The organism is Brachybacterium rhamnosum (assembly GCF_039526185.1).
Classification (GTDB): domain Bacteria; phylum Actinomycetota; class Actinomycetes; order Actinomycetales; family Dermabacteraceae; genus Brachybacterium; species Brachybacterium rhamnosum.
Genome location: NZ_BAAAIS010000002.1, coordinates 687,338 through 709,933, shown reverse-complemented (window position 1 = coordinate 709,933; position 22,596 = coordinate 687,338). Strand labels below are relative to the sequence as shown.

General features: G+C 73.3%; 28 protein-coding genes and 2 pseudogenes. 18 read left to right on the top strand and 12 right to left on the bottom strand.

The genetic code is table 11. The annotated features are described in order from the left end of the window. Positions 1-135 precede the first annotated feature (135 nt). The 7 genes from ABD080_RS05120 to ABD080_RS05090 all read right to left on the bottom strand — a co-directional run bounded on the left by ABD080_RS05120 (position 136) and on the right by ABD080_RS05090 (position 5,794). Positions 136-1,407 carry a mannitol dehydrogenase family protein gene (locus ABD080_RS05120; protein ID WP_137769444.1) on the bottom strand — a complete coding sequence of 424 codons (1,272 nt, stop codon included), beginning with the start codon at positions 1,405-1,407 and terminating at the stop codon, positions 136-138. A gap of 20 nt (positions 1,408-1,427) precedes the next feature. Then, on the bottom strand, positions 1,428-2,855 hold the full coding sequence (gene uxaC, locus ABD080_RS05115; protein ID WP_343903873.1) for a glucuronate isomerase: 1,428 nt from the start codon (positions 2,853-2,855) through the stop codon (positions 1,428-1,430). Positions 2,856-2,917: 62 nt separating this feature from the next. Next, positions 2,918-3,916: a LacI family DNA-binding transcriptional regulator gene (locus tag ABD080_RS05110; RefSeq protein WP_343903872.1), complete on the bottom strand. Its 999-nt coding sequence runs from the start codon at positions 3,914-3,916 to the stop codon at positions 2,918-2,920. A 73-nt stretch (positions 3,917-3,989) separates the two neighbouring features. Continuing rightward, positions 3,990-4,310, bottom strand: coding sequence for a DMT family transporter (locus tag ABD080_RS05105; RefSeq protein WP_343903871.1), 321 nt, complete (start codon positions 4,308-4,310; stop codon positions 3,990-3,992). Beyond that, positions 4,307-4,723: a DMT family transporter gene (locus tag ABD080_RS05100; RefSeq protein ID WP_343903870.1), complete on the bottom strand. Its 417-nt coding sequence runs from the start codon at positions 4,721-4,723 to the stop codon at positions 4,307-4,309. The genes ABD080_RS05105 and ABD080_RS05100 overlap by 4 nt, the downstream gene beginning before the upstream one ends. 344 nt (positions 4,724-5,067) lie before the next feature. Continuing rightward, the gene (locus ABD080_RS05095; RefSeq protein WP_343903869.1) at positions 5,068-5,481 is read right to left on the bottom strand and encodes a DUF302 domain-containing protein; all 414 of its coding nucleotides are present in this window, start codon (positions 5,479-5,481) and stop codon (positions 5,068-5,070) included. A 55-nt stretch (positions 5,482-5,536) separates the two neighbouring features. Further along, positions 5,537-5,794 (bottom strand): metal-sensitive transcriptional regulator, encoded by a 258-nt coding sequence (locus tag ABD080_RS05090; RefSeq protein WP_343903868.1) that lies wholly within the window; start codon positions 5,792-5,794, stop codon positions 5,537-5,539. 161 nt (positions 5,795-5,955) lie between these two features. Here ABD080_RS05090 and ABD080_RS05085 point away from each other — a divergent pair, with 161 nt between their 5' ends. The 7 genes from ABD080_RS05085 (at position 5,956) to ABD080_RS05055 (ending at position 10,947) form a co-directional block, all read left to right on the top strand. Next, the gene (locus tag ABD080_RS05085; protein ID WP_343903867.1) at positions 5,956-6,252 is read left to right on the top strand and encodes a rhodanese-like domain-containing protein; all 297 of its coding nucleotides are present in this window, start codon (positions 5,956-5,958) and stop codon (positions 6,250-6,252) included. A gap of 26 nt (positions 6,253-6,278) precedes the next feature. Further along, a complete protein-coding gene (locus ABD080_RS05080) occupies positions 6,279-7,148 on the top strand; it encodes a sulfite exporter TauE/SafE family protein (RefSeq protein WP_343903866.1) in 870 nt (289 codons plus the stop codon). Then, on the top strand, positions 7,094-7,537 hold the full coding sequence (locus ABD080_RS05075) for a thioredoxin family protein (RefSeq protein WP_343904645.1): 444 nt from the start codon (positions 7,094-7,096) through the stop codon (positions 7,535-7,537). The genes ABD080_RS05080 and ABD080_RS05075 overlap by 55 nt, the downstream gene beginning before the upstream one ends. Before the next feature lie 316 nt (positions 7,538-7,853). Beyond that, a complete protein-coding gene (locus tag ABD080_RS05070; RefSeq protein WP_343903865.1) occupies positions 7,854-9,296 on the top strand; it encodes a rhodanese-like domain-containing protein in 1,443 nt (480 codons plus the stop codon). Next, positions 9,293-9,883, top strand: a complete 591-nt coding sequence (locus ABD080_RS05065; protein WP_343903864.1) for a rhodanese-like domain-containing protein — start codon at positions 9,293-9,295, stop codon at positions 9,881-9,883. The genes ABD080_RS05070 and ABD080_RS05065 overlap by 4 nt, the downstream gene beginning before the upstream one ends. 30 nt (positions 9,884-9,913) lie before the next feature. Then, entirely contained in the window at positions 9,914-10,078 is a 165-nt protein-coding gene (locus tag ABD080_RS05060) for a hypothetical protein (RefSeq protein ID WP_343903863.1), read from the top strand. A 194-nt stretch (positions 10,079-10,272) separates the two neighbouring features. Next, positions 10,273-10,947: a hypothetical protein gene (locus ABD080_RS05055; RefSeq protein ID WP_343903862.1), complete on the top strand. Its 675-nt coding sequence runs from the start codon at positions 10,273-10,275 to the stop codon at positions 10,945-10,947. A gap of 18 nt (positions 10,948-10,965) precedes the next feature. Here the strand turns inward: ABD080_RS05055 and larB are convergent, their stop codons facing one another. From larB to ABD080_RS05035, 4 genes are all read right to left on the bottom strand, one after another. Further along, complete coding sequence (gene larB / locus ABD080_RS05050) at positions 10,966-11,643, bottom strand: nickel pincer cofactor biosynthesis protein LarB (RefSeq protein ID WP_343903861.1); 678 nt, start codon at positions 11,641-11,643, stop codon at positions 10,966-10,968. Positions 11,644-11,704: 61 nt separating this feature from the next. Next, the gene (gene larE, locus ABD080_RS05045) at positions 11,705-12,586 is read right to left on the bottom strand and encodes an ATP-dependent sacrificial sulfur transferase LarE (RefSeq protein WP_343903860.1); all 882 of its coding nucleotides are present in this window, start codon (positions 12,584-12,586) and stop codon (positions 11,705-11,707) included. Further along, complete coding sequence (locus tag ABD080_RS05040; protein ID WP_343903859.1) at positions 12,583-13,917, bottom strand: lactate racemase domain-containing protein; 1,335 nt, start codon at positions 13,915-13,917, stop codon at positions 12,583-12,585. The genes larE and ABD080_RS05040 overlap by 4 nt, the downstream gene beginning before the upstream one ends. 144 nt (positions 13,918-14,061) lie before the next feature. Next, positions 14,062-14,436, bottom strand: coding sequence for a TraR/DksA family transcriptional regulator (locus tag ABD080_RS05035; RefSeq protein WP_137769434.1), 375 nt, complete (start codon positions 14,434-14,436; stop codon positions 14,062-14,064). Between the two features lie 172 nt (positions 14,437-14,608). Here ABD080_RS05035 and ABD080_RS05030 point away from each other — a divergent pair. The 6 genes and pseudogenes from ABD080_RS05030 to ABD080_RS05005 all read left to right on the top strand — a co-directional run. Further along, positions 14,609-14,779, top strand: a pseudogene (locus ABD080_RS05030) (tautomerase family protein); the annotation flags it as partial. Between the two features lie 103 nt (positions 14,780-14,882). Next, positions 14,883-15,044 carry a hypothetical protein gene (locus ABD080_RS05025; protein ID WP_343903858.1) on the top strand — a complete coding sequence of 54 codons (162 nt, stop codon included), beginning with the start codon at positions 14,883-14,885 and terminating at the stop codon, positions 15,042-15,044. A gap of 188 nt (positions 15,045-15,232) precedes the next feature. Further along, positions 15,233-15,490 carry a hypothetical protein gene (locus ABD080_RS05020; protein WP_343903857.1) on the top strand — a complete coding sequence of 86 codons (258 nt, stop codon included), beginning with the start codon at positions 15,233-15,235 and terminating at the stop codon, positions 15,488-15,490. A 9-nt stretch (positions 15,491-15,499) separates the two neighbouring features. After that, positions 15,500-15,676: a hypothetical protein gene (locus ABD080_RS05015; RefSeq protein WP_343903856.1), complete on the top strand. Its 177-nt coding sequence runs from the start codon at positions 15,500-15,502 to the stop codon at positions 15,674-15,676. Between the two features lie 86 nt (positions 15,677-15,762). Continuing rightward, positions 15,763-15,908, top strand: a pseudogene (locus ABD080_RS05010) (3-methyl-2-oxobutanoate hydroxymethyltransferase); the annotation flags it as partial. Between the two features lie 94 nt (positions 15,909-16,002). Then, complete coding sequence (locus tag ABD080_RS05005; RefSeq protein WP_343903855.1) at positions 16,003-16,644, top strand: dihydrofolate reductase family protein; 642 nt, start codon at positions 16,003-16,005, stop codon at positions 16,642-16,644. Positions 16,645-16,824: 180 nt separating this feature from the next. Here the strand turns inward: ABD080_RS05005 and ABD080_RS05000 are convergent, their stop codons facing one another. Then, positions 16,825-17,361, bottom strand: a complete 537-nt coding sequence (locus ABD080_RS05000; protein WP_343903854.1) for a GNAT family N-acetyltransferase — start codon at positions 17,359-17,361, stop codon at positions 16,825-16,827. 47 nt (positions 17,362-17,408) lie between these two features. Between ABD080_RS05000 and ABD080_RS04995 the strand changes: the two genes are divergently transcribed. The 5 genes from ABD080_RS04995 to ABD080_RS04975 all read left to right on the top strand — a co-directional run bounded on the left by ABD080_RS04995 (position 17,409) and on the right by ABD080_RS04975 (position 22,560). Then, entirely contained in the window at positions 17,409-18,089 is a 681-nt protein-coding gene (locus ABD080_RS04995; RefSeq protein ID WP_343903853.1) for a hypothetical protein, read from the top strand. 276 nt (positions 18,090-18,365) lie between these two features. Further along, a complete protein-coding gene (locus tag ABD080_RS04990; protein ID WP_343903852.1) occupies positions 18,366-18,956 on the top strand; it encodes a copper chaperone PCu(A)C in 591 nt (196 codons plus the stop codon). Further along, a complete protein-coding gene (locus ABD080_RS04985) occupies positions 18,953-20,212 on the top strand; it encodes a Dyp-type peroxidase (RefSeq protein ID WP_343903851.1) in 1,260 nt (419 codons plus the stop codon). The genes ABD080_RS04990 and ABD080_RS04985 overlap by 4 nt, the downstream gene beginning before the upstream one ends. 103 nt (positions 20,213-20,315) lie before the next feature. Further along, positions 20,316-21,752, top strand: a complete 1,437-nt coding sequence (locus ABD080_RS04980) for a PepSY-associated TM helix domain-containing protein (RefSeq protein WP_343903850.1) — start codon at positions 20,316-20,318, stop codon at positions 21,750-21,752. Positions 21,753-21,798: 46 nt separating this feature from the next. After that, entirely contained in the window at positions 21,799-22,560 is a 762-nt protein-coding gene (locus ABD080_RS04975; RefSeq protein WP_343903849.1) for an alpha/beta fold hydrolase, read from the top strand. Positions 22,561-22,596 lie beyond the last annotated feature (36 nt).

Below are 22,596 nucleotides of genomic sequence, written 5' to 3'. Positions count from 1 at the left end.
TGCCCCCGTTCCGCCGCCAGCCCGCCCCCGCCCCCGCGCATGTCCGTTCGCACGCCCCCGTTCCACGAATGGAACCCAGGCGCGCAGACGGACAGCGCGAGCGCGGGCAGGACCCAGAGGCGGGGCGCGCGGGGCTCAGGGCCGCGGCAGGCGGGGCTCCTCGGCGAGGACGGCGGCGGCGAGCTCGTCGGTCGCCCCGTCGAGCAGGCCCACCAGGACGGCGACCCGCTCGCGATCGTCCTCGAGCCCGGCGGCGGCGACGATGGCCTCGGCCTGCGGGTCCGCGACCTCGTGGCCGGCCCGCACCCGGTCGGTGACCCAGGCGGTCCAGGCGGCGACGGCGGAGACCTCACCGGGCGCCTGCGCGGGACCGCCGCGCTCGGCGATCACGGGGAGAGCGCGCACGGGCAGCTTCGAGGTGCCGTCGGCCGCGATGCGGATGAGGTTGTCGGCGAGGCGCGGGTTGCGGAACCGCTCCTCGAGGGCGGCGGTGTAGGCGTCGAGCTCGTCCGCGGGGAGGTCCAGGGTGGAGCGGGCCTCGTCCCAGAGCGCCTCGACGAGGGCGCGCACCTCGGGGTGGGAGATGGCCTCGTCGACGCGCTCGGCGCCGGCGACCTGGCCGGCGTAGGCCATGAGGGTGTGGGCGCCGTTGAGCAGGCGCAGCTTGCGCAGCTCGTGGATGGACACGTCGGGCACGATCTGCACGCCCTCGGCGCGCTCCCAGGCGGGGCGGCGGCCGCGGAAGCCGTCCTCGATGACCCATTCGGTGAAGGGCTCGGTGACGACGGGGACCTGGTCGTCGAGGCCGGTCCGCTCGCGCACGAGGTCGCCGGCGCCCGCGTCGGCGGAGGGAGTGATGCGGTCGACCATCGTGGAGACGACGTCGACGTGCTCGGCGAACCAGGCCTGTGCGTCCGCGTCGAGGCAGGCGAGAACCGCCTTCCGCAGCGCCTCGCCGTTGCCGGTGAGGTTGTCGCAGGAGACCAGTGCGATCGGCTCCTCGACACCGGCCCCGCGGCGGGCCTCGAGGGCGAGCGCGAGGCGGGCGGGGGCGGAGGTCGCGGGGTCGGTGCCGGCGACGTAGCCCTTCTCGGTGATGGTGAGGGTGACGACGGCGGTGAGCGGGTCCGCGACGAGGCGCTTCAGGGCGTCGACGTCATCGGCGGCGTAGGCCTCGTCGATGACGTCGATCAGCTCGACCTCGTCCTCCTCGGGGCCGCGCACCACGAGCCCGTACTTCCCGCCCTGGGCGTTCAGCGCGTCCGCCATGGCGGCGGTGCGTCCGGTGACGACGCTGACGCCCCAGCCGCCCGCCCGCTGGGTCGCGAGGAGGGTGTGGGAGCGGGCGAAGTTGCCGATGCCGAGGTGGACGAGGCGGCCGTCGAGGGCGCGGGGGTCGGTGCTCATGGGTGGTGCTCCTCGGAGGGTCAGGCGTCGGCGTCGAGCTTGAAGACCTGGCTCGGCTGCCGGGTGGGCAGGGTCGTGGCGAGCGCCGCGGCGTCCTCCTCGCGCAGGCGGTGCTCGGCGACGAGTCCGGCGAGGTGGTGCGCGTCGAGCCGGCGGGACATGTCGTGCCGCGCGGGGATCGAGCAGAAGGCCCGCGTGTCGTCGATGAACCCGCTGGTCCGGCTGTAGCCGATGGTCTCGGACACGGCGCGACGGTAGCGCAGGATCGCGTCCGGCGCATCGATGAACCACCAGGGGGCGCCCGCGTACACGGAGGGGTAGAAGCCGGCGAGCGGGGCGATCTCGCGGGAGAAGACGGTCTCGTCGATCGTGAACAGGACGACCCGGAAGTTCGGGTCCAGTCCCACGTCGTTGAGCATCGGGGCGACGCCGTGCACGAAGTCGACGGCGTGCGGGATGTCGGCGCCGACGTCGGCCCCGAACGTCTCGAAGGTCGCCTGCGAATGGTTGCGGTACACGGCCGGGTGCAGGGTCATGACCAGGCCGTCCTCGGCCGCGAGCCGGGCCTGGTCGGCGAGCAGGTGGCGGCGCAGGGCGACCGCGTCGGCGGCGGCGATGCTGCCCTCGCGGGCGGCCGTGTAGAGGCGGCGGGCGTCGGCCGCGTCGAGCCGCTCGGTGCCGACGTCGGTGTGCGCGTGGTCCGAGGAGACGGCGCCGTGCTCGCGGAAGTACAGCCGACGGGCACGCATCGCGGCGAGGTGGCCGTCGTAGGTGCCGGCGTCGACCCCGGCGGCCTCGCCGAGGGCGTCGGTGAGGGTGCGGAAGTCCGCGCGGGCCGGCTCGAGGTACTTGTCCGGGCGGAAGGTGGGGGCGACGCGGCCGGTGAAGGAGGGGTCCGCGGCGAGCGCGTCGTGCGGGGCGAGGTCGTCGACGGGGTCGTCGGTCGTCGCGAGCACCTGGATGCGGAACTGGTCGAAGAGGGCGCGGGGGCGGAAGGCGGGCTGCGCGAGCTTCTCGGCGATCGCGTCGTACATGCCCTCCGCGGTGGCCGGGGAGAGCACGGTGTCCAGGCCGAACACCTCGTGGAACTCGTGCTCCATCCAGTACCGCGAGGGGGTGCCGGCGTAGGCGTGCCAGTGCTCGGCGAGCAGCCGCCAGGCCGCGCGGGAGTCCGTCTCCTCGAGCGGGCCGCGGCCCACGCCGAGGTCCGCGAGGTCGACGCCGCGGGCGTGCAGCAGCCGGGTGACGTAGTGGTCCGGGGTGATGAACAGGGAGGTGGGGTCCCGGAAGGGCTCGTCGTCGAGCAGCAGGCGCGGGTCCACGTGCCCGTGGGGGGAGACGATCGGCTGCTCGCGCATGGACCCGTAGAGGCTCCGGGCGATGTCGCGGATCGCCGGGTCCGCGGGCAGCAGGCGATCGGGGTGGGGCACGTAGGCGTCGTCGCTCATGGGGCCCATGATGGGTGGGCGTCCCGGCGCGGGCGCATCTGTTGTCGCAGGTTGCCGGACCCTCAGCGGGGGGCGCGGGGCCCGGTGGAGGCGCGGGGCACGAGCCGCACGGGCAGCGCCCCCTCCACGGGGGTGCGGTGCGCGGAGGGGTTCTCGATGCGGCGGATCAGCCGTTCGACGGCCGCCCGGCCCTGCGCGCGCTTGGGGGTGACGAGGGTGGTGAGGCCGCCGCCGATGAACCGGGTGAGCGGGATGTCGTCGTGCCCCATGACGGAGAGATCGCCGGGCACGGTCACGCCGGCGCGCAGGGCGGAGACGAGGAAGCCGACCGCGATGAGGTCGTTGTAGCAGATCACCGCGTCGGTGAGCTCCTTGATCTCCGCGAAGGCGAGCTCGCCGCCGGTCGCGGTGGGCGGGTAGGGGCCGTGGCGGTGCACGCTGAGCCCGTGCGCCTTGCCGACGGCGCGGGCGGCGCGCCAGCGCTCGCCGTCGGACCACGAGTTCACGGGGCCGGCGACGTAGGTGACGGAGCGCATGCCCTGCTCGACGAGGTGCGCCATCGCCTGGGTCATGCCGTGCTCGTAGTCCGGGGTGACGGAGTCCAGGCCGGCGACGCGGCGGTTGAGGACCACGGAGGGGAGGCGCTTGGTGAGGTGGTTCAACGTCGCGTCGGAGAGCCGGGAGCCGGAGAGGACGACGCCGTCCACGACGTCGACGGCGCTCTCGAGGCTCGCCTTCTCGCGCTCCTCGTCCTCGACGCTGTCCAGGAGCAGCAGCAGGTAGCCGTGCTCCTGCGCGGCCTCCTGCATGCCGGAGACGAGCTCCGCGAAGTAAGGGTTGGTGAGGTCCGGGATCTCGATGCCGAGCCGCTGGTGGCGGTGCGCGCGCTCCTGCGCGGCGGGGGCGCTGGTGCGGTAGCCGAGCTCCTTCGCGGCGGCCATGACCTTCGCGTGGGTCGCGGCGCTGACGCGGCCGGGGCGGGAGAAGGCGCGGGAGACGGTCGACGGCGCCACCTCGGCCGCTCGGGCCACGTCGTAGATGGTCACGCGCTCGTCGTCCACCCTGCATCTCCTCCTGGTCCTCGGCGACCGGGCCGCCGGGGGCCCGCCCCTACGGTACTGCCCAGGGCGTTCCTCAGTGCGCGGCGCCCAGCTCGATGAGCAGCACGCCGAGCACGATGAGGCCCATGCCGAGCGCCATGACGCGGTTCAGCGCCTCTCCGAACAGCAGCCGTGAGGCGAGGGCGGTGAGCACGATCCCGGCCGCGGTCCACACGCCGTAGGCGACGCCGAGCGGGAGGCCGTGGGCGAGCGCGGCGGAGAGCAGGCCGAAGGCGAGCAGGTAGGCGACGCCGACGACCGCGTAGAGGGCACGGCGCCCGGTCGCGGCGACCCGCAGGGTGAGGGTGCCGGTGACCTCGGCGAGGATCGCGCCGGCGAGCAGCAGGGCGCTCATCGGGGGTCCTCCTGGTGCGGGTCGACGACGGGGATCTCCGACGTCGCCGTCGCGAGCGCGGCGGCAGGCCCCGGCGCGGTCGTCCCGGTGGCGTGGGCGCGCTGGGAGCCGATCTCGACGACCATCACCCCGGCCGCGACGAGCAGGATGCCGAGGCCCATGAGCCCGGTGAGCGGCTCGGCGAACAGGAGCGTGGACAGCACGGACGTGAGCACCACCCCGCTCGCGCCCCACACCCCGTAGGCGACGCCGAGCGGCATCCCGCGCCGCAGCACGAGCGCGAGCAGGCTGAATGAGGAGAGGTAGCCCGCCACGACCAGCACGTACAGCGCGGGGTGGGTGAGGGCGGCCTTGAGGGAGAGGCTCGCGGTCACCTCGCTGAGGATCGCGCCGACCAGGAGCAGCCAGGGCATGGGGACATCCTCCTCTGTCCCTGGCGGTCGAGGGCCGCCGATCCCGGACCGCCGGCGCGGGGGGTTCCGACGAGCGCCCTCACCGATGCCTTCGAGACCGGTCATTCGTGCCTACTGCGATGAGCAGGCGATGTGAGCCCTGGACACGTGCCACGACGCTGCGCCTCGAGAAGTGTTCCGCCAGGTCCAGACCCTGGAGCATATTCTGGCGCATCAGCGGGATATCGACCCTGCTGCGACGGCAGGCGGTCCCGCCGGCGAGGTGTCGCGCTGGGGGATGCCGGGGCACGACACCGGTCTGTTCCCGATGGCGATCGTCGGGATCGACAGCGGCACCGAGAGGCTCAGCCGGGGTGCGACAGCGATGCCAAGGCTGCGCGCACTCGCACATCGGCGTCATCAGCCACCTCGCGGACATCGTCGCTTTCGCTGAGCTGGACCATGACTTTCGGATCCATCGCGTCGACGATGCTGTGCACGCCGTCGCCCCCGCCGCGGACGATGACGTTGCACGGCAGGAGGACGCCGAGCTGAGGCTCTGCGGCGAGTGCTCGTCGGGCCAGCCCGGGGTTGCAGGCGCCGAGGATGACGTAGTCGCCGACCTCCTCGGCCGCGGCGGCATCGAGCTTCTTCTCGAGCGAGGCGCGCATGTCGATCTCAGTGATGATCCCGAACCCCTGCTCGGACAGTGCCGCACGGACGGACTCGACGGCCTGCGCATACGGCAGGTCGAGGGTGAGGTGGTGCGTGGAGGTCATGGCATGCTCCTTCGGATCGCCGTCGTATGTCCTGATCCCTCCAGGATCTGGTATCTCAGGCCAGGGTCAGGAAGAGTTTCTCGAGCTCCTTGCGGTCCAGTTCCTGGGTCGGGCTGGTCATGCACTGCTCCATGCCGCTGGCGATGATGGCGAAGCCGGCGCGGTCCAGCGCCTTGGAGACGGCGGAGAGCTGGGTGACGACGTCCTTGCAGTCCTTGCCCTCCTCGAGCATGCGGGTGACCGCGGCGAGCTGCCCCTGGGCACGCTTGAGGCGGTGGACGACAGGGATCATGTCATCGGCGTTCAGTTCCATGGCGTTCTCCTCGAGAGCCGGGGTGCTCCCGTCACCCTATACCCCCAGGGGTGTCTTGTATACCCCTGGGGGTTTATGAGAGTCTGCGTCGCAGAGGCGATCGTTCGCCTGCCGTCGACGAGCTCCGTCGTCGGTTCTTCGATGCCCGGGAGGAAGTCGTCATGTCCGAGATCACCGTTGCCGAGGTGGACGTCCGTCGCGTCCGCGACCAGATCGTTGATGTCCGCGAGGACGGAGAGGTCACCGAGGGGATGATCCCCGGAGCGATCCACATCCCGCTGGGCCAGCTGGCCGCTCGAGTGGGCGAGCTGGACCGGGAGCGGCCCGTGGTCACGGTGTGCCGCAGCGGCAAGCGCAGCGCCCTCGCAGCCGAGGAGCTCTCCGGGGCGGGATTCCGAGCCGACACCATGGGCGGCGGCATGACCGCCTGGCAGGCTGCCGGCCTGCCGACCTCCTGACGCCCCACCCCGAAAGGGAGGTCCTCGTGACGTTCACCCTCGTCCTGACCCTTGTGCTGGGCATCCTGATCGGCGTCTCCCTCGGCCTGCTCGGGGGTGGCGGCTCGATCCTGACGGTCCCGATCCTCACCTATGTGGCCGGCCTGCCCCCGAGGGAAGCGATCACCGCCTCGCTGTTCGTCGTCGGGGTCACCTCGGCGGTCAGCGCCGTGAACCATGCCCGCGCCGGCAGGGTGCGCTGGCGTACCGGGCTGATCTTCGGCACGGCAGGGATGGTCGGCGCCTTCGGCGGCGGGGTCCTCGGCGGCCACGTCCCGGGCACCGTGCTGATGATCGCCTTTGCCCTCGTGATGGTCGCGGCCTCGATCGCGATGCTCCGTGGACGGAGGGGCACTCACGCGGGAGGTCCCCCCAGGAGCGAGGTGCCGATGGTGAAGATCGTCGTCGAAGGCCTCGCCGTCGGACTCGTCACAGGTCTGGTCGGCGCGGGGGGCGGGTTCCTCATCGTCCCCGCCCTGGCATTGCTGGGCGGACTGCCGATGCCCGTGGCGGTGGGCACCTCACTGCTGGTGATCGCCATCAATGCTTTCGCGGGCCTCGCCGGACACCTCACCTCGGTCCCGCTGGACTGGGCCCTGGTGGGCGGGATGACCATCGCGGCGAGCATCGGCTCCCTGGCCGGGGCGCGACTGGCCGGGCGGATCCCCGAACAGACCCTGCGGAAGAGCTTCGGGCTCTTCGTCCTGGTGATGGGAGCGTTCGTCCTGGCCCAGGAGCTGCCGGGGAACGCCGGCACCATCACCGGCACAGTGGCGGCGCTTCTCGCTCTCGCGGCCGCCGGCTGCTGGTTCCTCCTGCCGAGCTGCCCCCTTCGCACAGCACGGAAGGATGCATAAGCATCCCCGCCGCCGACGCACCCGGGAGGGTCTATGCGCTGACGGAGACGACCTTCGGCGCCGCGATCCGGTCACACGAGCTGGTCGTGGTGGATTTCTGGGCCTCATGGTGCGCCCAGTGCCGGCGCTTCGCCCCTGTGTTCGCCGCTGTCGCCGCCGAGCATCCGGAGGTGCTGTTCGTCTCCGTGGATACCGAGGTGGAACCCGGCCTGGCTGCTGCCGCACAGGTGCGAGCCCTGCCCATGCTGATGATTTTCCGTGACGGACTGCTGGTGCAGACCCATCAGGGCGGGCTGTGCGCCTCCCGCCTGAGCAGGGCGCTCCAGGCGGCGCAGACCCTGGACGGGGGCCACGTCGCAGCACGGTCCCGTGACGCGGGTCGGCGGTGACGCCTCGCGCCGTCAACGCCCTGGCCGGCACGACCTGGGGCAGGAGCGGGCCGTAATGCCGCCGCTGACCGCCAAGGAGTTCGGGCTGGAGCAGTACTCCGGCGCGCTGACCTGCATCCTCGCCTTCGGCCTGGCAGAAGCCGGGGTGGACCACCTCGCTGACTCCCTCAGTGACCGCCACATCCGGTCTGATAGTCGCCCTGCGCGAACGACACCACGCCCATCTCCCCACCCTCGCATTGCATACCCCCATGGGTATCCGATACCCTTGGGGGTATCGAACGGCCGTCGTCCCACTCATCACACAGGAGGATCCATGCTTCTCGAACGCATCTACGACGAAGACCTGTCCCAGGCCAGCTACTTCATCGGCTGCCAGGCGAAGAACGAGGCCCTGGTGGTCGATCCGCGGCGCGACATCCAGGTCTACCTGGACCTCGCCGCGCACCACGGGATGACCATCACCGCGGTCACCGAGACCCACATCCACGCCGACTTCCTCTCGGGCACCCGGGAGCTGGCTGCCGCGACCGGCGCGACCCCGTACGTCTCCGGTGAGGGCGGCGAGGACTGGACCTACGGCTTCGAGGCCGAGCTCCTCCACGACCGCGACACGATCCGGCTGGGCAACACCACCGTCACCGCCCGCCACACGCCGGGCCATACCCCGGAGCACCTCTCCTACCTGGTCACCGACGGCGCCTTCACCGACGAGCCCGGCTACTACCTCACCGGCGACTTCGTCTTCTCCGGGGACCTGGGCCGTCCGGACCTGCTGGACGAGGCCGCCGGCATGGAGGACACCCGCTTCGAGGGCGCCCAGCAGCTGTTCGCCTCCCTGAAGAGCGCCTTCATCTCCCTGCCCGACCATGTGCAGGTCTTCCCCGGCCACGGAGCCGGCTCGGCCTGCGGCAAGGCGCTCGGTGCGCTGCCCTCGACGACCGTCGGCTACGAGCGGAAGTTCGCCTGGTGGGCGCCCTACCTCGAGCGCGACGACCAGCAGGGCTTCATCGACGAGCTGCTGGACGGCCAGCCCGACGCCCACGCCTACTTCGCCCGGATGAAGCGCCAGAACAAGCAGGGACCCGCCCTCCTCGGCGATCGCCCCTCGCCGCGAGTCGTCGGCGCAGAAGAGCTCACCTGCGGGCTCGAGGACGGCACCTACGCCCTCATCGACACCCGTCCCGTGGACCAGGTCCATGCCGGGACCGTGCCCGGTGCGCTGACCATCCCCTCGCTCGGCAAGGCCGCCACCCACATCGGCTGGGCCTTCGACCCCGAGACCGACGACGCCGAGCTCGTCGTCCTCGCCGAGAGCGCCGACGCGGCCGCCGAGTACGGCGACCACTTCGTGCGCGTCGGCGTGGACTCCTTGACCGGCTTCGTGAGCTCCCTCGAGGGACTGCCGACGACGGTCCCGGCGGTCGTCACCCCGGCCGACCTCGAGGAACTGCGCGCCGAGGACGCCACCGCCCTGCTGCTGGATGTGCGGAACCGCGGCGAGCACGCGGCCGGGACCGTCCCTGGCGCAGAGCAGCTCTCGGCGGGGAAGGTGCTCTTCCACCAGGACGACCTGCCCGACCGTGAAGCGGGTCGCCTGATCACGTTCTGCCAGTCCGGACTGCGCAATGCGGTGGCCGCCTCCGCCCTGCGCCGCGCCGGCTACGACGTCGTCGAGCTCGACGGCAGCTACGCCGCCTGGTCCCGCTGGACCGTGCAGCAGCACGACCTCACCACCGCCGCGGAGGATGCCCGATGACCGCCGCCCCCACCCCGCGCACGGTCTCACCGGCCGAGCTCACCCAGCGCCTCACCGAGGACCCCGAGCTCATGGTGGTCGACGTCCGCACACCGGGCGAGTTCGAGACCACCCACATCCGCGGCTCCTACAACGTGCCCCTGGACCTGCTCACCGAGCACACCGCCGACCTCGCCGAACGCCTGCACGACCATGTGGTGCTCGTGTGCCAGTCCGGCGCGCGCGCGAGCAAGGCCTGCTCGGCGCTGCACGAGGCCGGCTTCGTCACCGTAGACGTTCTCGAAGGCGGCATCGCCGCCTACCAGGCGGCCGGCGGCACCGTCGTGGGCCGTGGCTCCCGTTGGGCGATGGACCGTCAGGTACGCATGACCGCCGGCTCCCTGGTTCTGCTCGGCACCCTGGCCGGTCAGCTCCTCCACCCCCGCCTGGGCCTGCTCGCCGGCGCCATCGGCGCGGGCCTGACCTACTCCGCCCTGAGCGACTCGTGCGCCATGGCCTCCGTCCTGTCGAAGATGCCGTGGAACCGCACTGCACCGGACCCGTCCCTCGCCGCGCTCTTCGAGCAGCCGCTGACTCCGACCGCCTGACCCCTCTCTCGCACCCTCAAGGAGATCATCATGTGCCGAGCCACCACCTGCCCCACCTGCGGAAAGACCACCTGGGCCGGCTGCGGCCAGCATATCGACCAGGTCATGAAGAACGTCCCCCAGCGCGACCGCTGCGAAGGGCACAGCAGCGAGGAGCCCCGCGGAGGGTTCTTCGCGCGCCTGCTCGGTCGTTGATCCCGCCGAGCACCGGAGCCCTCCACGAGCACGGGACTGATGCGCGATCAGGTGACCTGATCGCGCATCAGTCCTCGGCCAGAAGACACTGCCGGGGGAACCCAGGATGACCTGCCGAGCTGTCGAGCACCGTCCCCGCGGCTCTCCACGCATCGGCCTCACGTGTCGGGCAGCCGCCCCGGTACGCTCCGCTGATGGGTTCGTCGACGTCTCCCATCCCTGTCGTCCTCATCGTGGGTCCGCAGGCGTCGGGCAAGAGCACCGTGGCGCGCGCCCTCGTCGCCTCACTCCGCGAACGGGACGAGCGTGTCGCCCTCGTCGAGCTGGACGAGATCGCGGGCATGGCGCTGCCGACGCTTCCGAGCTGGGACGTCGCAGCCCGGATCTTCGCCACCGTCATCGGCGAGTGGGCCCGAGCCGATGTGACCTGCGTGGTCGCCGAGGGCATCGTCAGTCGTAGCGAGATCGACCTGGTCACTGCCCGGGCGCCGGAGCCCGCTGCGATCATGACGATCGCGATGACGACCTCTCTCGACGCCGCCACGCCCCGGGCCCTCGCCGATCCCACCCGGGGCATCTCTCGCGACGAGAGATGGCTGGCAGACCGCTATGACGAGTGGCGACGCGAACGAGCCCTCATCGACGAGGACCTCACGCTGGACATGGGGAGCCTCTCCGTGCAGGAGGGCGTCGCCCGTGCCGTGGCGGCCATCGATGCCAAGCGCCCCGAACTGCTCGACCAGTCGCGACACCACGGCACAGCGCCTGGTCCTGCCGCTGCGCGACGGGCTTCTGGACGCACGGTCGGCCGGCTGTCAGCAGCGGCGCGCAGCCGCTACGCCGACCTCCTGAGCCGCCTATCCCGCTGAGAACTCGCCCTCCGGCCTTCAGCCAGGCGGCGCGGGCGCCCAGCGGGCGATCTGCGCGGCGAGGTGGCCGGCGCCGTAGCCGTTGTCGATGTTGACCACGCCGATGCCGGGGGCGCAGGCGGAGAGCATCGTGGTGAGCGCGGCGCGGCCGCCCTCGGCGACGCCGTAGCCCACGGAGGTGGGCAGGGCGACGACGGGCGCGGCGATCTGGCCGGCGACGACGGTGGGCAGCGCCCCGTCCATGCCGGCGGCGACGACCACGCAGGCCGCCTCGCGCAGCTCCGGCAGGCGCGCGACGAGCCGGTGCAGGCCGGCGATGCCGATGTCCGCGATGAGGCGGGTGGGGCGGCCCAGGTGGCGGGCGGTGAGCTCCGCCTCGCGGGCCACGGGCAGGTCGCTCGTGCCGGCGCAGGCGACGATCACGAGACCGCCGCTCGGCGCGGGCGGCTCGGCGGGCCAGGCGAGGAACCGGGCGACCGGGTCGTGATGGGCTCCGGGGAGGGCGGCGAGCACGGCGGCGGCGCGCGCGGCGTCGGCCCGGGTGAACAGCACGGGGCCCAGGTCCTCGCGGCCCGCGGCGGCGAGGCGCGCGTACTCCCCGGCGATCGCGGCGACCTGCTCGACGCTCTTCGCGTCGCACAGCACCGCCTCGGGGGCGCCGCGGCGGGAGGCGCGATCGAGGTCGAGCTCGAGCATCCCGTCGATGCGGCCGTCGGCCCCGTCGGCCCCACCGGAACCGTCGGCCCCGCTCCCCCGGTCAGGCATCGTCCCGCCGCACGACCTGCAGCGCGAACAGGCCCGAGCGGATGCCCTCGAGGTCGATCGTGACGTGGCGGAACCCGGCGGAGCGGCCGGCGGCGACGAGGGCGGCGCGGACGGCGGGCTCGACGGCGCGGGGCAGCTCGCCGGTGGGCAGCTCGATGCGGGCCACGTCGCCGTGGTGGCGCACGCGGCAGTCGCTGAAGCCGGCGTCGAACACGGCGTCCTCGAGCTCGTCGATCTGGCGCAGCTTCTCCGGGGTGACGGCCTGGCCGAAGGGGATCCGGGAAGAGAGGCAGGGGGCGGCGGGCTTGTCCGCGACGCTCAGCGAGAGGCCGCGCGCCACGTCCCTCACCTGGGCCTTCGTCATACCGGCGGTCGCGAGGGGGCGCAGCACCCGGTGGCGGGTGGCGGCACCGGCGCCGGGGCGGTCGTGGCGGGTGGCGTCGTCCGCGTTCTCGCCGTAGGCGACGGCGTCCAGCGCGTGGGCGGCGACGATCTCCTCGTCGATGCGGGTGAACAGCTCGTCCTTGCAATGGAAACACCGAGCGGCGTCGTTCTTCGCGTACTCGGGGTTGTCCATCTCCGCGGTCGCGATCTCGACGACCTCCGCGCCGATCTCCTGCGCGGTGCGCAGGGCGAGGCGGTGCTCGCGGCGGGCGAGGGACGCGGAGACGCCCAGCAGCGCGACCACGTTCTCGCTGCCCAGGGCGCGCACGGCGAGGGCGAGCAGGGTCGCGGAGTCCACGCCGCCGGAGTAGGCGACGCCGAGGCGGCGCACGCCGCAGAGCTGCGCGGCGACGTCGTCCGCGAGGGTGAGCGCCTCGCCGGTGAGCGCGTCCGGGGTGAGGGTCGGGGCGGTGGTCGCGGCGGCGCTCACACGCCCTCCTTCTCCGATGCGAGACGGAACAGGACCTCACCCGCGTGGTCGATGACGAGCGTCTCCGGATCCTCGCGCAGGGCGTCGAGGTCCAGGGCGGCCGGATCCTGGTAGAGCACGTTGTGCGCGGCGCACTCCTCCGCACTGATGGAGGTCGCGAAGTAGCGGTTCACGCGCTGCTTCTCCTCCCCCGTCTCCGGGTCGTAGGTGCCCAGGCCCGTCACGTGCGTGGAGTGCGCGAGCTCGCCCCAGGGGTGGCCGGCGAAGCGGTCCCATTGCTTCGTGAAGTACTCGATGTTGTGGTAGCCGATCTCGCGGATCCCCGGGTGCATGGCGGCGACCTCGGTGATGTGCGGGGCGTAGATGATGACGTCGCCGCCGTCGGCGCACACGGGCTCGGACTTGTAGAAGCCCTTCGCGCCGGTCCACATGTCGTCGTACATCTCCGGCACGATCGCGACGATCCGCCGGTACGGCTTCTCGACGTAGGTGATGTGGGTCTGCGCGGAGATCTTCGCGCACGCGGCCCACGCGGCCTGCGGGTCGCCGAAGGCGATCGCGCCGAGATCCGCCCCGCCCTCCTTCACGTCCATCGTGAAGGCGAGCTTCTCCGCCTGGATGAGCTCGCTCGCGGCGTCGATCAGCTGGCGCACGGGTGTAATGCCGAGGGTGCCGATGATGCGGCTCGCGGTGATGAGCGCCCCCACCCAGTGGGAGATGTCGATGACGTCGTGCACGGAACAGCCGGGGAAGAAGTACTTGTTGCCGCCGGAGAAGCCGACGACCTCGTGCGGGAACACGGGACCCACGATGAGGTTGACGTCGGACTCGGCGACGAGCCGGTTGATCTGCACGCGCATGGGGACGTCGGTGAGCAGGCCCCCGGTGAGCTCGGCGATGCGCTCCGCGGGGATCTCCCCGAGGTCCGCGATCTGCGCGGGGTCGTGCCAGGCGTGGTTGACGACCTCCCAGCCGGGGTAGGTCGCCGCGGCGCCGCGCTCGGTGGAGCCGAGCAGCACGTCGATCGCCTCCGAGCTCATGGCGGCGTGGGTGCCGAGCGCGATGAGCACGGTGACGGAGGCGGCGCGGCCGGCGAGCGCCTCGTGGATCGCGGGCAGGACGAGCGGCAGCGGCACGGAGCGGGTGCCGTCCGGGATGATCAGGCAGACGCTCTTGCCGTCGAGGTCCTGACCGGCGAGCTGCTCGGCGACGAAGCCGCGGATCCCCTCCGGTGTGAGGGTGCCCTCGGGGCCGCCCAGGAGCGCCGCGCGCTCGGCGAGCCCCTCGGGGATCGGCTGGATCGGCGGGATCGTCACGCTGGGCTCGCTCATCCCCCCATGATGCTCTGACGCGCCTGATCAGGACAAGGTTGACCGGGTGTTGCCATGCCCCGCCCCCTGGCGCTCCGCGAGCATCGGTGCCCAGGGTTCCCCCGGAGGCCTCGGTGCAGGAGCACCGGTCGCTGACCGGTCGGCTCAGTCGACGAGATCGGCGCAGTCGATGCAGGTCGTCGCCTCGGGGCGCACCGCGAGGCGGGCCGGGGCGATCGGCTTTCCACAGCGGGCGCAGCGGCCGTCCTCTCCGCGGCGCAGCCGCTCCTGCGCCTCGTCGATCCCGGCGAGCGCGTCGAGGCGGGCGAGGCGCAGCCCCTCGAGGCGCGACCACTGCGCCGAGAGCGGCACCCCGTCGGGATCGTGCTCGTCGTCGTCCGCCTCGCCCTCGCGGGTGCGGCGCAGCGCGACGAGCTCCTGCTCGATCTCCTCGAGCTGCGCGCGCGCTGCAGCCCGCCGCTCCGCGAGCTGCGCGGCCCGGTCACCGGGCGGCACGAGATCCTGCTGGGAAGACTCCATCACCCCATGGTGCCCCGTTGGCCGGACAAAGGCCCGTCCTGCCGTGACCCGATGAACGACGCCACCGCCCCGACCGTCTCGCTGCGGCTGCTCGCTCCCCGCGATGGGAACCGTGAGGAGCTGATCGTCCTCCTCTCCTCGAACAGCTTCCCGTACCACGTCACGGCGCGTCGGAGCCGCGAAGCGACAGCTCATCAGCGAGCTCTTCCGCCGCAGCGAGGACGGGACCGGCATCCGACCGCACAGCGTGGAGATCACCATCGTCGAGACGCCGAAGGTCAACTGGGGGATCCGTGGGATGAACGCACAGGACCTCTCACTCGGGTGCACCGTGGAGCTCTGAGCACGATCCCGGTGACGAGTCCCGCCGGTGGCGCGGCGCCGCCCATCGTGGTGTGATCGGCCGATGTCCACCTCCCGGCACGTCGGCGTCCACGGGATCTGGCGTGTCGCTGGATCGCGGAGGTCGAGGTGCAAGGACGCCTGGCCTCGACATCGCCCACGAGGACCTCGCCGGGGTGACGCTCTTCGAGGCAGGCACCTTCACCGGCGTCTCGCCCCGGGTCCTTGAGGCGCTGCGGCTCCTCCCCGGCGAGTTCCGCCGCTGAGGTCCGGGCAGGGTCACTCCGATCCACCTCTCCACCACCGAAGGTCTCGGCTCTGTCTCGGCGGCGGGATCCGCTCGTCCGCTCCGCCCGGTTCCCGCTACCTTGTCCCGAATGGACGGGCCGCAGACGCCGCCGGTCCTGTTCCGTGCGCGCCGCACGGGTCCCCGAGCAGAACTGGAGGCAGAGCCATGAGCGATCCCGACTCCGGGCTGATGCCCGTCGGCCTCTCCACACCGTGGGACCCCTCGATGCTCGTGCTGCTGCTGATCTTCGTGCTCGGCGCGCTCGTCATCGTCGCCGTCGCGGTGATGAACCGGCATGGCGGTCCGACGAGGCAGGTGATGCCGACGGACCCGACGCCGGATCCTGCCCTGATCGCGCACCAGCAGCCTCCCGCACCGAGCACCCTCCCCGAACCGGCCCCGGAGCAGGCCCTCCGCGATTAGGCTCTGACGATGGAATACACCGGACTCGGCGGGTACGAGGTGCTCATCATCCTGCTCCCCCTGCTCGCCTACGCGGTGGGGCTCGCGATCTTCTTCGTCATCCTCTACTTCGTGGTCCGCGCGGCCGTGACCTCGGGGATCCGCCGGGCCCGCGAGCACGCGGCGCCCACCACCCCGGACGCCTGACCCGCGGACCCGGCAGGACCGGGCTCCCCTGCGCTGCCGCTCAGCGGCGGCCGTCGAGCTCGTCGAACCGGAGCCAGGCGTAGCGGCAGGTGCTCGTGTGGCCGGACATGGCCGGCCTGGACTCGGGACGGCTGCCCGCTTCGTGAAGCAGTTCGCGGACCTGCGGGGCGCGCTCGCCGGCGCGGCGCGGGCCTTCGACGAGGTGGCGCGGGGCGGGTCCTTCCCCGGCCCGAGCACAGCTTCTGAGCATCCAGGCCACCCGGAGGCGGTGACACGGGCGCCGACGCGGAGGAGCATGGGCCCACCCTTCGGCGAGAGGACCTCCCATGGCACAGCGCGTGCGCGTCCAGAACTTCGGCGTCTCCCGTGACGGCATCGGCGCCGGTGCGGAGCAGACCCTCGAGCGGCCCTTCGGCCATGTCGACCCGATGCAGCTGATGGCCTGGGCCTTCACGACGGCGAGCTTCCCGGGCATGGAGAACCCGGAGGGCTCCCGCGGCATCGAGGACTACCTGACGCGGGACTTCGCGCACGGCATCGGTGCGGAGATCATGGGCCGACACAAGTTCGGCCCGCAGCGCGGAGCGTGGACCGACGACGGCTGGCGCGGCTGGTGGGGCGAGGAGCCGCCGTTCCACACCCCCGTCGTCGTGCTCACCCATCATGAGAGGGAGCCGCTGCAGGTGGGCGAGACGACCTTCCACTTCGTCAGCGGCACACCGGAGGAGGCGCTCGCCCTCGCGAGGGAGCTCGCGGGCGGGCTCGACGTGCGGATCGGCGGCGGCGTGAGCACCGTGCGGCAGTTCCTCGATGCGGATCTGATCGACGACATGCACGTGGCGATCGCCCCGCTCGAGTACGGCGAGGGGCTGAAGCTGTGGGACTCCCCGGAGGATCTCGCAGGCCGCTTCACGATCGAGAAGGTCACCGCGCCGAGCGGGGTCGAGCACTGCTTCCTCTGGCGGTGACGCGCCGGGCCGCCGCGCGTCGCCTCGCTCGTCACTCGGTTTCTCCAGTGGCGAGTGGGGGCGTCAGCCTCTCCGTTGATGGGTCCCCTCCGGCCACTGACGGTGGTCCGAGCCCGCGCTCGGGCTGATGATCGCCCGATGGCGCTCTCCGCGGCGCGCTGCCGCGGGCGCGGTCCGGGCTCAGCGCAGGGTCGCGGCGAGCTCCTGCTCGCTGAGCTCCCGATCGGCCATGACGAGCCGGATCGCCGTCGGATCCGGGTTCCCGGCGTCCGGGGCGCGGTGGCGCAGCGTGAGCCCCACCTTGCGCGCCACGGCGGCGGAGGCGGCGTTGTGCTCGAGGAGGTAGGCGACCACGGGCAGCTCGGGCCTCCGCTCCTGGGCGGCGTCCACGGCGGCGCGGGCGACCTGGGTGGCGAGGCCGCGGCCCTGCGCCTCCGGGGCGAAGCGATAGCCGAGGTTCCAGAAGGCACCGCCTCGCACCGCGCAGCCCCCGTGCCCCACGACAGTGCCGTCCTCCCGCACGACCCAGGCGCCGAGGCACTCGCGCTCCCAGTCCTCGATCCAGCGCGCGAGCGCCGCCCGGGTCGTGGCGGGGCCGGCGAAGCGGCCGCTCGGCAGGTGGGTCCAGGTGCGGGGGTCGGAGTAGATCCGGTGGAGGTCCTCGAGGTCGCCCGGCACGGGGGCGTCGAGGGTGAGTCGCGGGGAGGGCGAGGTCATGGCGCCATGGTGGCAGGGCCGTGCGACACCGGGGCAGAATGGACGCCATGACCTCGAGCCGGGAGCCCCTGCGCCTCGTGCGGGGCGCGGCCGCGGCGACGGTCACGACCGCCGTGGCGCTCACGGGTCACCTCCTGGGCGGCGGCGAGCTGCCCGCGCTGCTCGGGATCGCGATCACCTGGTGGCTCGCGGTCACCGCGTGCACCGTGCTCGCCGGCTCCCGCTTCTCCCTGCTGCGCCTGAGCGCGGCGGTGCTGGGCAGCCAGGCCCTCTTCCATGCCCTGTTCGTCGTCACCACCGGTGGCAGCGGCACGGTGACGATGGTGGACCCGCCCGGATCGCAGCTCTACCACCACCAGCACACGCTCACCACGGCCGGCACGGCCGCGAGCACGCACGCCGGGCACCTCGCCCAGATCGGCGGCACGGCCTCCACGCACGCCGCGCACGGGCTCGTCATGGACCCGCGGATGTTGCTGGGCCACGTGCTCGCCGGCCTGCTCACCACGGTGCTCCTGCACCGAGGGGAGCGCTTCCTCTTCCGCGCCTTCGGGGCCGCCCGGCGCCTGATCCGCGTACTGGGCCGCCTCCCCGCGCCTGCCGCGCCGGTGCTCGTGCCGGCCGCCCGGCCGCGCCCGGTCCCGGATCTCACGCACCTCGACCACGCCCAGCGGGCCGTCCTCTCCGAGCAGGTCCTGCGGGGTCCCCCGCTGCTCCTCGCCGCCTGAGCCCGGGCCCACGGGCCCTCCCCTCGCGCCCCCGACCCCGTGTCGCGGGTGCTGCTCGGCGGCACGCGGACGATCACGCGCGGAGCACACTCCTCCGCGCCCCGCACCGGGACCTCCCCCGGTCATCCCTGCCTGCCCCTGCCCTGCAGGTCGCCGCGCCGACGGTCCCCGTCGGCCCCACGGCCCTGCGGATGGGCGGCGACGCACCCCCAGGTGCGACGCCGACGGCGCAGAGCCCGGTGACCGCGCGAGCCCGGCCCTCACCGAAGGACTCCCATGTCTCGCACCACCCTGCCCCCGACCCTTCTCCGCTCGTCCCTCTCGCGGCGCGCGGCCCTGCTCGGCGCGCTCGCCCTCCCCCTCGCCGCCTGCAGCGCCGGCGGCTCCGACGACGCCGGCTCCGACGGCGGCGGCACCGGCTCCTCCGCCTCGGACGGCGCCACCGACGCCGTCGACACCGCGACCCTCTCCCTCGCCGACGCGTGGGTGAAAGCGGTGGAGTCCGGCATGTCCGGGCTGTTCGGCACCCTCTCCAACGCCTCGTCGAGCGCCGTGACGCTCGTGGGCGCGGCGTCCTCCGCGGCGGGCATGGTCCAGCTGCACGAGACCAACGCCGACGGCTCCGGCGGCATGAGCATGAAGGAGAGGGAGGGCGGCTTCGCGATCCCCGCGGGCGGCGAGCTGCGGCTCGAGCCGGGCGGGGACCACATCATGCTCATGGACCTCACCGCGCCCCTGCTCGCCGGGGACGCCGTGGACGTCACCCTGCACTTCGCGGGCGGCGCCGAGCTGCCCGTCACCGCGACCGTGAAGGACTTCGCGGGGGCGCAGGAGAACTACAGCCCCTCCGACGGCAGCGACGAGTGACCCGCCGCGACGCGCCTGCGCCACAGGACACCGCGGACCGCGGCCGGCGCCGGCTCCTGCTCGCCGGCACCACCGGGGCCGGGCTCGTGGGGGCCGGCGCCGCGGGGGCGCTCCTGGACCGGGCCGTCGGCCCCGCCCGCGGAGCGACCACCCCCGCCGCGCCCGCCGAGCCCGCGCTCATGGGCGCAGGGACGCTCCCCTTCCACGGCGCCCACCAGGCGGGCGTGGAGACGGAGCCGCAGGCCCACGCCACGTTCCTCGCCCTGGACCTGCGCGACGGCGTGGACCGGGACGGGGTGCTGCGCCTGCTGCGGCTGCTCACCGACGACGCCGCCCGCCTCACCGCGGGGCAGGCGCCGCTCGCGGACGTCGAGCCGGAGATGGTCACCGCCCCGGCCCACCTCACGGTGACGGCCGGGTTCGGCCCGGGCCTGCTGCGGCGGGCGGAGCGGGAGGTGCCCTCGTGGCTCGCCCCGCTCCCGGCCTTCGACATCGACGAGCTCCAGGACGCGTTCTGCGACGGGGACCTGCTGCTGCAGGTGGGGTCCGATGACCCCGTCACCCTGTCCCACACGGTGCGGATGCTGCTGAAGGACGCTCGCTCGTTCACGACCGTGCGCTGGATCCAGCACGGGTTCCGCCGCGCGCACGGCGTGCAGCGGCCCGCGACCACGCAGCGGAACCTCTTCGGGCAGCTCGACGGCTCCGCGAACGCGGCGCTCGGCAGCGAGGACTTCTCCCGGATCGTGTGGATCCCGGAAGGTCCCTTCGCGGGCGGCACCTCGATGGTGATCCGCCGGATCCGGATGGACCTCGACACCTGGGACGAGGCCGATCGCACCGCACGGGAGGAGGCCGTGGGCACGCGCCTGGACACGGGCGCCCCGCTCACCGGGACCGAGGAGACGGATGACGCGGACTTCACCGCGCTCACCGAGAACGGCTTCTCCCGGATCGCTGAGTTCGCGCACATGCGGCGGGCGAACGGGGTGGACGACGGCGAGCACCAGGAGATCTTCCGCCGGCCGTTCCACTACGACGTGCCGCCGCCCGCGGGCTCGGACGCGATCTCCGAGGCGGGGCAGATCTTCTGCTCCTTCCAGGCGGATCTCGAGGGGCAGTTCGTGCCCATCCAGCGGCGCCTCGCGGAGCTGGACCTGCTGAACCAGTGGACCACCCCGATCGGCTCCGCGGTGTTCGCGATCCCGCCGGGCTGCGCCGAGGGCGAGTACCTGGGCCAGTCCGTGCTCGCCTGACGCCGCTCCCGCTCCACCTCCCGCCCGCCGGCCGGGGTCTCCGTGACCCGGCCGACGGGCGGGAGCCTGCCCTGCTCTCCCTCCTCCGACACGAGGTCCTGCCATGCCATCACCCCGTCCCCCTGCCCGTCCCCGCTGGTTCGTGCCGCTGCTGCTGCGGCTGCACACACTCGCCGGGATCGTGGTGGGTCCGTTCCTGATCATGGTCGCCCTGAGCGGCGCCCTCTACGCCCTGTCCACCCCGCTCGAGCGTGCGGTGTACGCGCACGAGCTCACCGCCCCCTCCGCCCGTGCGCCGCTCCCCCTCGCCGATCAGGTCGCCGCCGCCACGGCCTACGCCGGGGAGAGCGACGTGGTCGCCGTGCGCCCCGCCCCGTCACCCGGGGACACGACCCGCGTCATGCTCGCCGGGGACGGTCTCGGCGAGAGCGAGTCCCGCGGGATCTTCGTCGATCCCGGCAGCGGGGAGATCCGCGGCGATCTCACCGTGTACGGGACGAGCGGCGCGCTGCCGCTGCGCACCTGGACCGACCAGCTCCACCGGAACCTGCACCTCGGGGAGGCGGGCCGGCTGTACAGCGAGTTCGCGGCCTCCTGGCTGGGGGTGGTCGCGGTCGCGGGGATCGGCCTGTGGATCGCGCGGGCGCGCCGCCCGGCGACCCGCGCCGCGGTCACCCGGCCGCGGCTGCGCGCACCGGGGCGGCGCCGCACGCTCTCCTGGCACGCCCCCGCCGGAGTGGTGCTCGCGCTCGGCATGCTGTTCCTCTCCGCCACCGGCATCACGTGGTCCGCGCATGCGGGCGCGAACGTCACGGCCCTGCGCGGGGCGCTCGACTGGACGGCGCCCGCGGTGGACACCGCCCTGGACGGGACCGGCAGCGGATCGGGTGCCGGTGAGCACGCCGCGCACGAGGGCCACGCCGGGCACGGCGCGGGCATGGGCGACATGGACATGAGCAGCATGGGCATGGGTGACATGGCAGGGATGGACAGGGGCGAGGACTCCCCTGCGACCTACGACCGGGTGCTCGCGGCCGCGCGGCAGGCGGGCATCGGCTCCACGCAGGTGGAGATCCGCCCGTCCGAGACCCCGGGCACCGCCTGGGTGGTCCAGGAGATCCACCGCAGCTACCCCACCCAGGTGGACGCCGTCGCGATCGACCCCGCGACCCTCGAGGTCGTGGACCGGGCGGACTTCGCGGACTACCCGCTCATGGCGAAGCTCGCCCGCTGGGGCGTGGACCTGCACATGGGCACCCTGTTCGGGCTCGTCAACCAGCTGGTGGTCGCGGCCGTCGCGCTCGGCATCGCGGGGGTCGTCGTCACCGGCTACGTCATGTGGTGGCAGCGGGGCCGGGGATCGCGCCCCGGCCGCATACCCGCCCGGGGTGCGCTGCGCGCGGCGCCCTGGTGGAGCGTGCTCGCCGTCGCCGCTGTCGCCGTCGCGATCGGTCTGTTCCTCCCCATGATCGGCCTGGGCCTGCTCGCCTTCCTCGTCGTGGACCAGGTGGCCGCCCGGCTCCCGCGCGGCGCTCGCTAGGCTCGGCGCAGGGCCCGGCCGGGCCCGACGAGGGCAGGGGGATCCGATGGCGGCGCTGCACGTGCGCAGGCGGGAATCGGCCGACGGTCGCTGGGTGGTGCTCCTGCACGGGGCCGGCATGGACGGCGCCATGTTCGACGCCCAGGTCGAGGCCCTGCCGCCGGGGGTGGGAGTGCTCTGCCCGGACCTGCCCGGGCACGGGCGCTCGGCCGTCGCGGGCCCGTTCCGCTACGGCGCGGCGCTCGCGGACATCGAGGCGCTGCTCGCTCCTCTCGCCGGCGCCGACGTCACCCTCGTGGGCCAGTCGCTCGGCGGGAACCTCGCCCAGACCCTGATCGCCCGGGACCCGGCCCTCGCGCGCCGCGCCGTGCTCGTGGACTGCACGGACAACCACGGCCCGCTGCGCCGCGGCGACGTGCTCGCCCTGCGCAGCACGGGCCCGGTGCTGCGGTCGCTGCCGTGGGGCTGGACGCTCGCCGCCTCCGCGCGCGCCTGCGGCGCCGAGCCCGCCACCCGCGCCTACGTGCGGCAGCGGCTCGAGGCCATCGGCCGGGAGGCCTTCGCGGAGGTCACGGACTTCTGGCGGGAGGCGCTGACCCCGGATCCCGCCTACCGGCTCCCCGTGCCCGTGCTCGCGGTCCTCGGCGAGCGCGACCGCTCGGGGAACATCGCCACGGCCCTGCGACGCCTCGCGGAGCGGGACCCGCAGGTGCGGCTCGAGGTGGTCGCGGGCGCCGCGCACAACGCGAACCAGGACCGCCCGGCGCAGGTCTCCGCGCTCATCGAGGAGCACCTCGAGAAGGGCTGAGCGCAGCGCCGCCGGGCACGGAGGATCAGCGCACCA

Bases quoted from the DNA above. Each gene is read 5' to 3' on its own strand.
- ABD080_RS05120 (WP_137769444.1), bottom strand. From the start codon at position 1,407: ATGAGCACCGACCCCCGCGCCCTCGACGGCCGCCTCGTCCACCTCGGC.
- uxaC (WP_343903873.1), bottom strand. From the start codon at position 2,855: ATGAGCGACGACGCCTACGTGCCCCACCCCGATCGCCTGCTGCCCGCG.
- ABD080_RS05105 (WP_343903871.1), bottom strand. From the start codon at position 4,310: ATGAGCGCCCTGCTGCTCGCCGGCGCGATCCTCGCCGAGGTCACCGGC.
- ABD080_RS05100 (WP_343903870.1), bottom strand. From the start codon at position 4,723: ATGCCCTGGCTGCTCCTGGTCGGCGCGATCCTCAGCGAGGTGACCGCG.
- ABD080_RS05095 (WP_343903869.1), bottom strand. From the start codon at position 5,481: ATGACCTCCACGCACCACCTCACCCTCGACCTGCCGTATGCGCAGGCC.
- ABD080_RS05090 (WP_343903868.1), bottom strand. From the start codon at position 5,794: ATGGAACTGAACGCCGATGACATGATCCCTGTCGTCCACCGCCTCAAG.
- ABD080_RS05085 (WP_343903867.1), top strand. From the start codon at position 5,956: ATGTCCGAGATCACCGTTGCCGAGGTGGACGTCCGTCGCGTCCGCGAC.
- ABD080_RS05070 (WP_343903865.1), top strand. From the start codon at position 7,854: ATGCTTCTCGAACGCATCTACGACGAAGACCTGTCCCAGGCCAGCTAC.
- ABD080_RS05065 (WP_343903864.1), top strand. From the start codon at position 9,293: ATGACCGCCGCCCCCACCCCGCGCACGGTCTCACCGGCCGAGCTCACC.
- ABD080_RS05060 (WP_343903863.1), top strand. From the start codon at position 9,914: ATGTGCCGAGCCACCACCTGCCCCACCTGCGGAAAGACCACCTGGGCC.
- ABD080_RS05055 (WP_343903862.1), top strand. From the start codon at position 10,273: ATGGGTTCGTCGACGTCTCCCATCCCTGTCGTCCTCATCGTGGGTCCG.
- larB (WP_343903861.1), bottom strand. From the start codon at position 11,643: ATGCTCGAGCTCGACCTCGATCGCGCCTCCCGCCGCGGCGCCCCCGAG.
- ABD080_RS05040 (WP_343903859.1), bottom strand. From the start codon at position 13,917: ATGAGCGAGCCCAGCGTGACGATCCCGCCGATCCAGCCGATCCCCGAG.
- ABD080_RS05035 (WP_137769434.1), bottom strand. From the start codon at position 14,436: ATGGAGTCTTCCCAGCAGGATCTCGTGCCGCCCGGTGACCGGGCCGCG.
- ABD080_RS05020 (WP_343903857.1), top strand. From the start codon at position 15,233: ATGAGCGATCCCGACTCCGGGCTGATGCCCGTCGGCCTCTCCACACCG.
- ABD080_RS05015 (WP_343903856.1), top strand. From the start codon at position 15,500: ATGGAATACACCGGACTCGGCGGGTACGAGGTGCTCATCATCCTGCTC.
- ABD080_RS05005 (WP_343903855.1), top strand. From the start codon at position 16,003: ATGGCACAGCGCGTGCGCGTCCAGAACTTCGGCGTCTCCCGTGACGGC.
- ABD080_RS05000 (WP_343903854.1), bottom strand. From the start codon at position 17,361: ATGACCTCGCCCTCCCCGCGACTCACCCTCGACGCCCCCGTGCCGGGC.
- ABD080_RS04995 (WP_343903853.1), top strand. From the start codon at position 17,409: ATGACCTCGAGCCGGGAGCCCCTGCGCCTCGTGCGGGGCGCGGCCGCG.
- ABD080_RS04990 (WP_343903852.1), top strand. From the start codon at position 18,366: ATGTCTCGCACCACCCTGCCCCCGACCCTTCTCCGCTCGTCCCTCTCG.
- ABD080_RS04980 (WP_343903850.1), top strand. From the start codon at position 20,316: ATGCCATCACCCCGTCCCCCTGCCCGTCCCCGCTGGTTCGTGCCGCTG.
- ABD080_RS04975 (WP_343903849.1), top strand. From the start codon at position 21,799: ATGGCGGCGCTGCACGTGCGCAGGCGGGAATCGGCCGACGGTCGCTGG.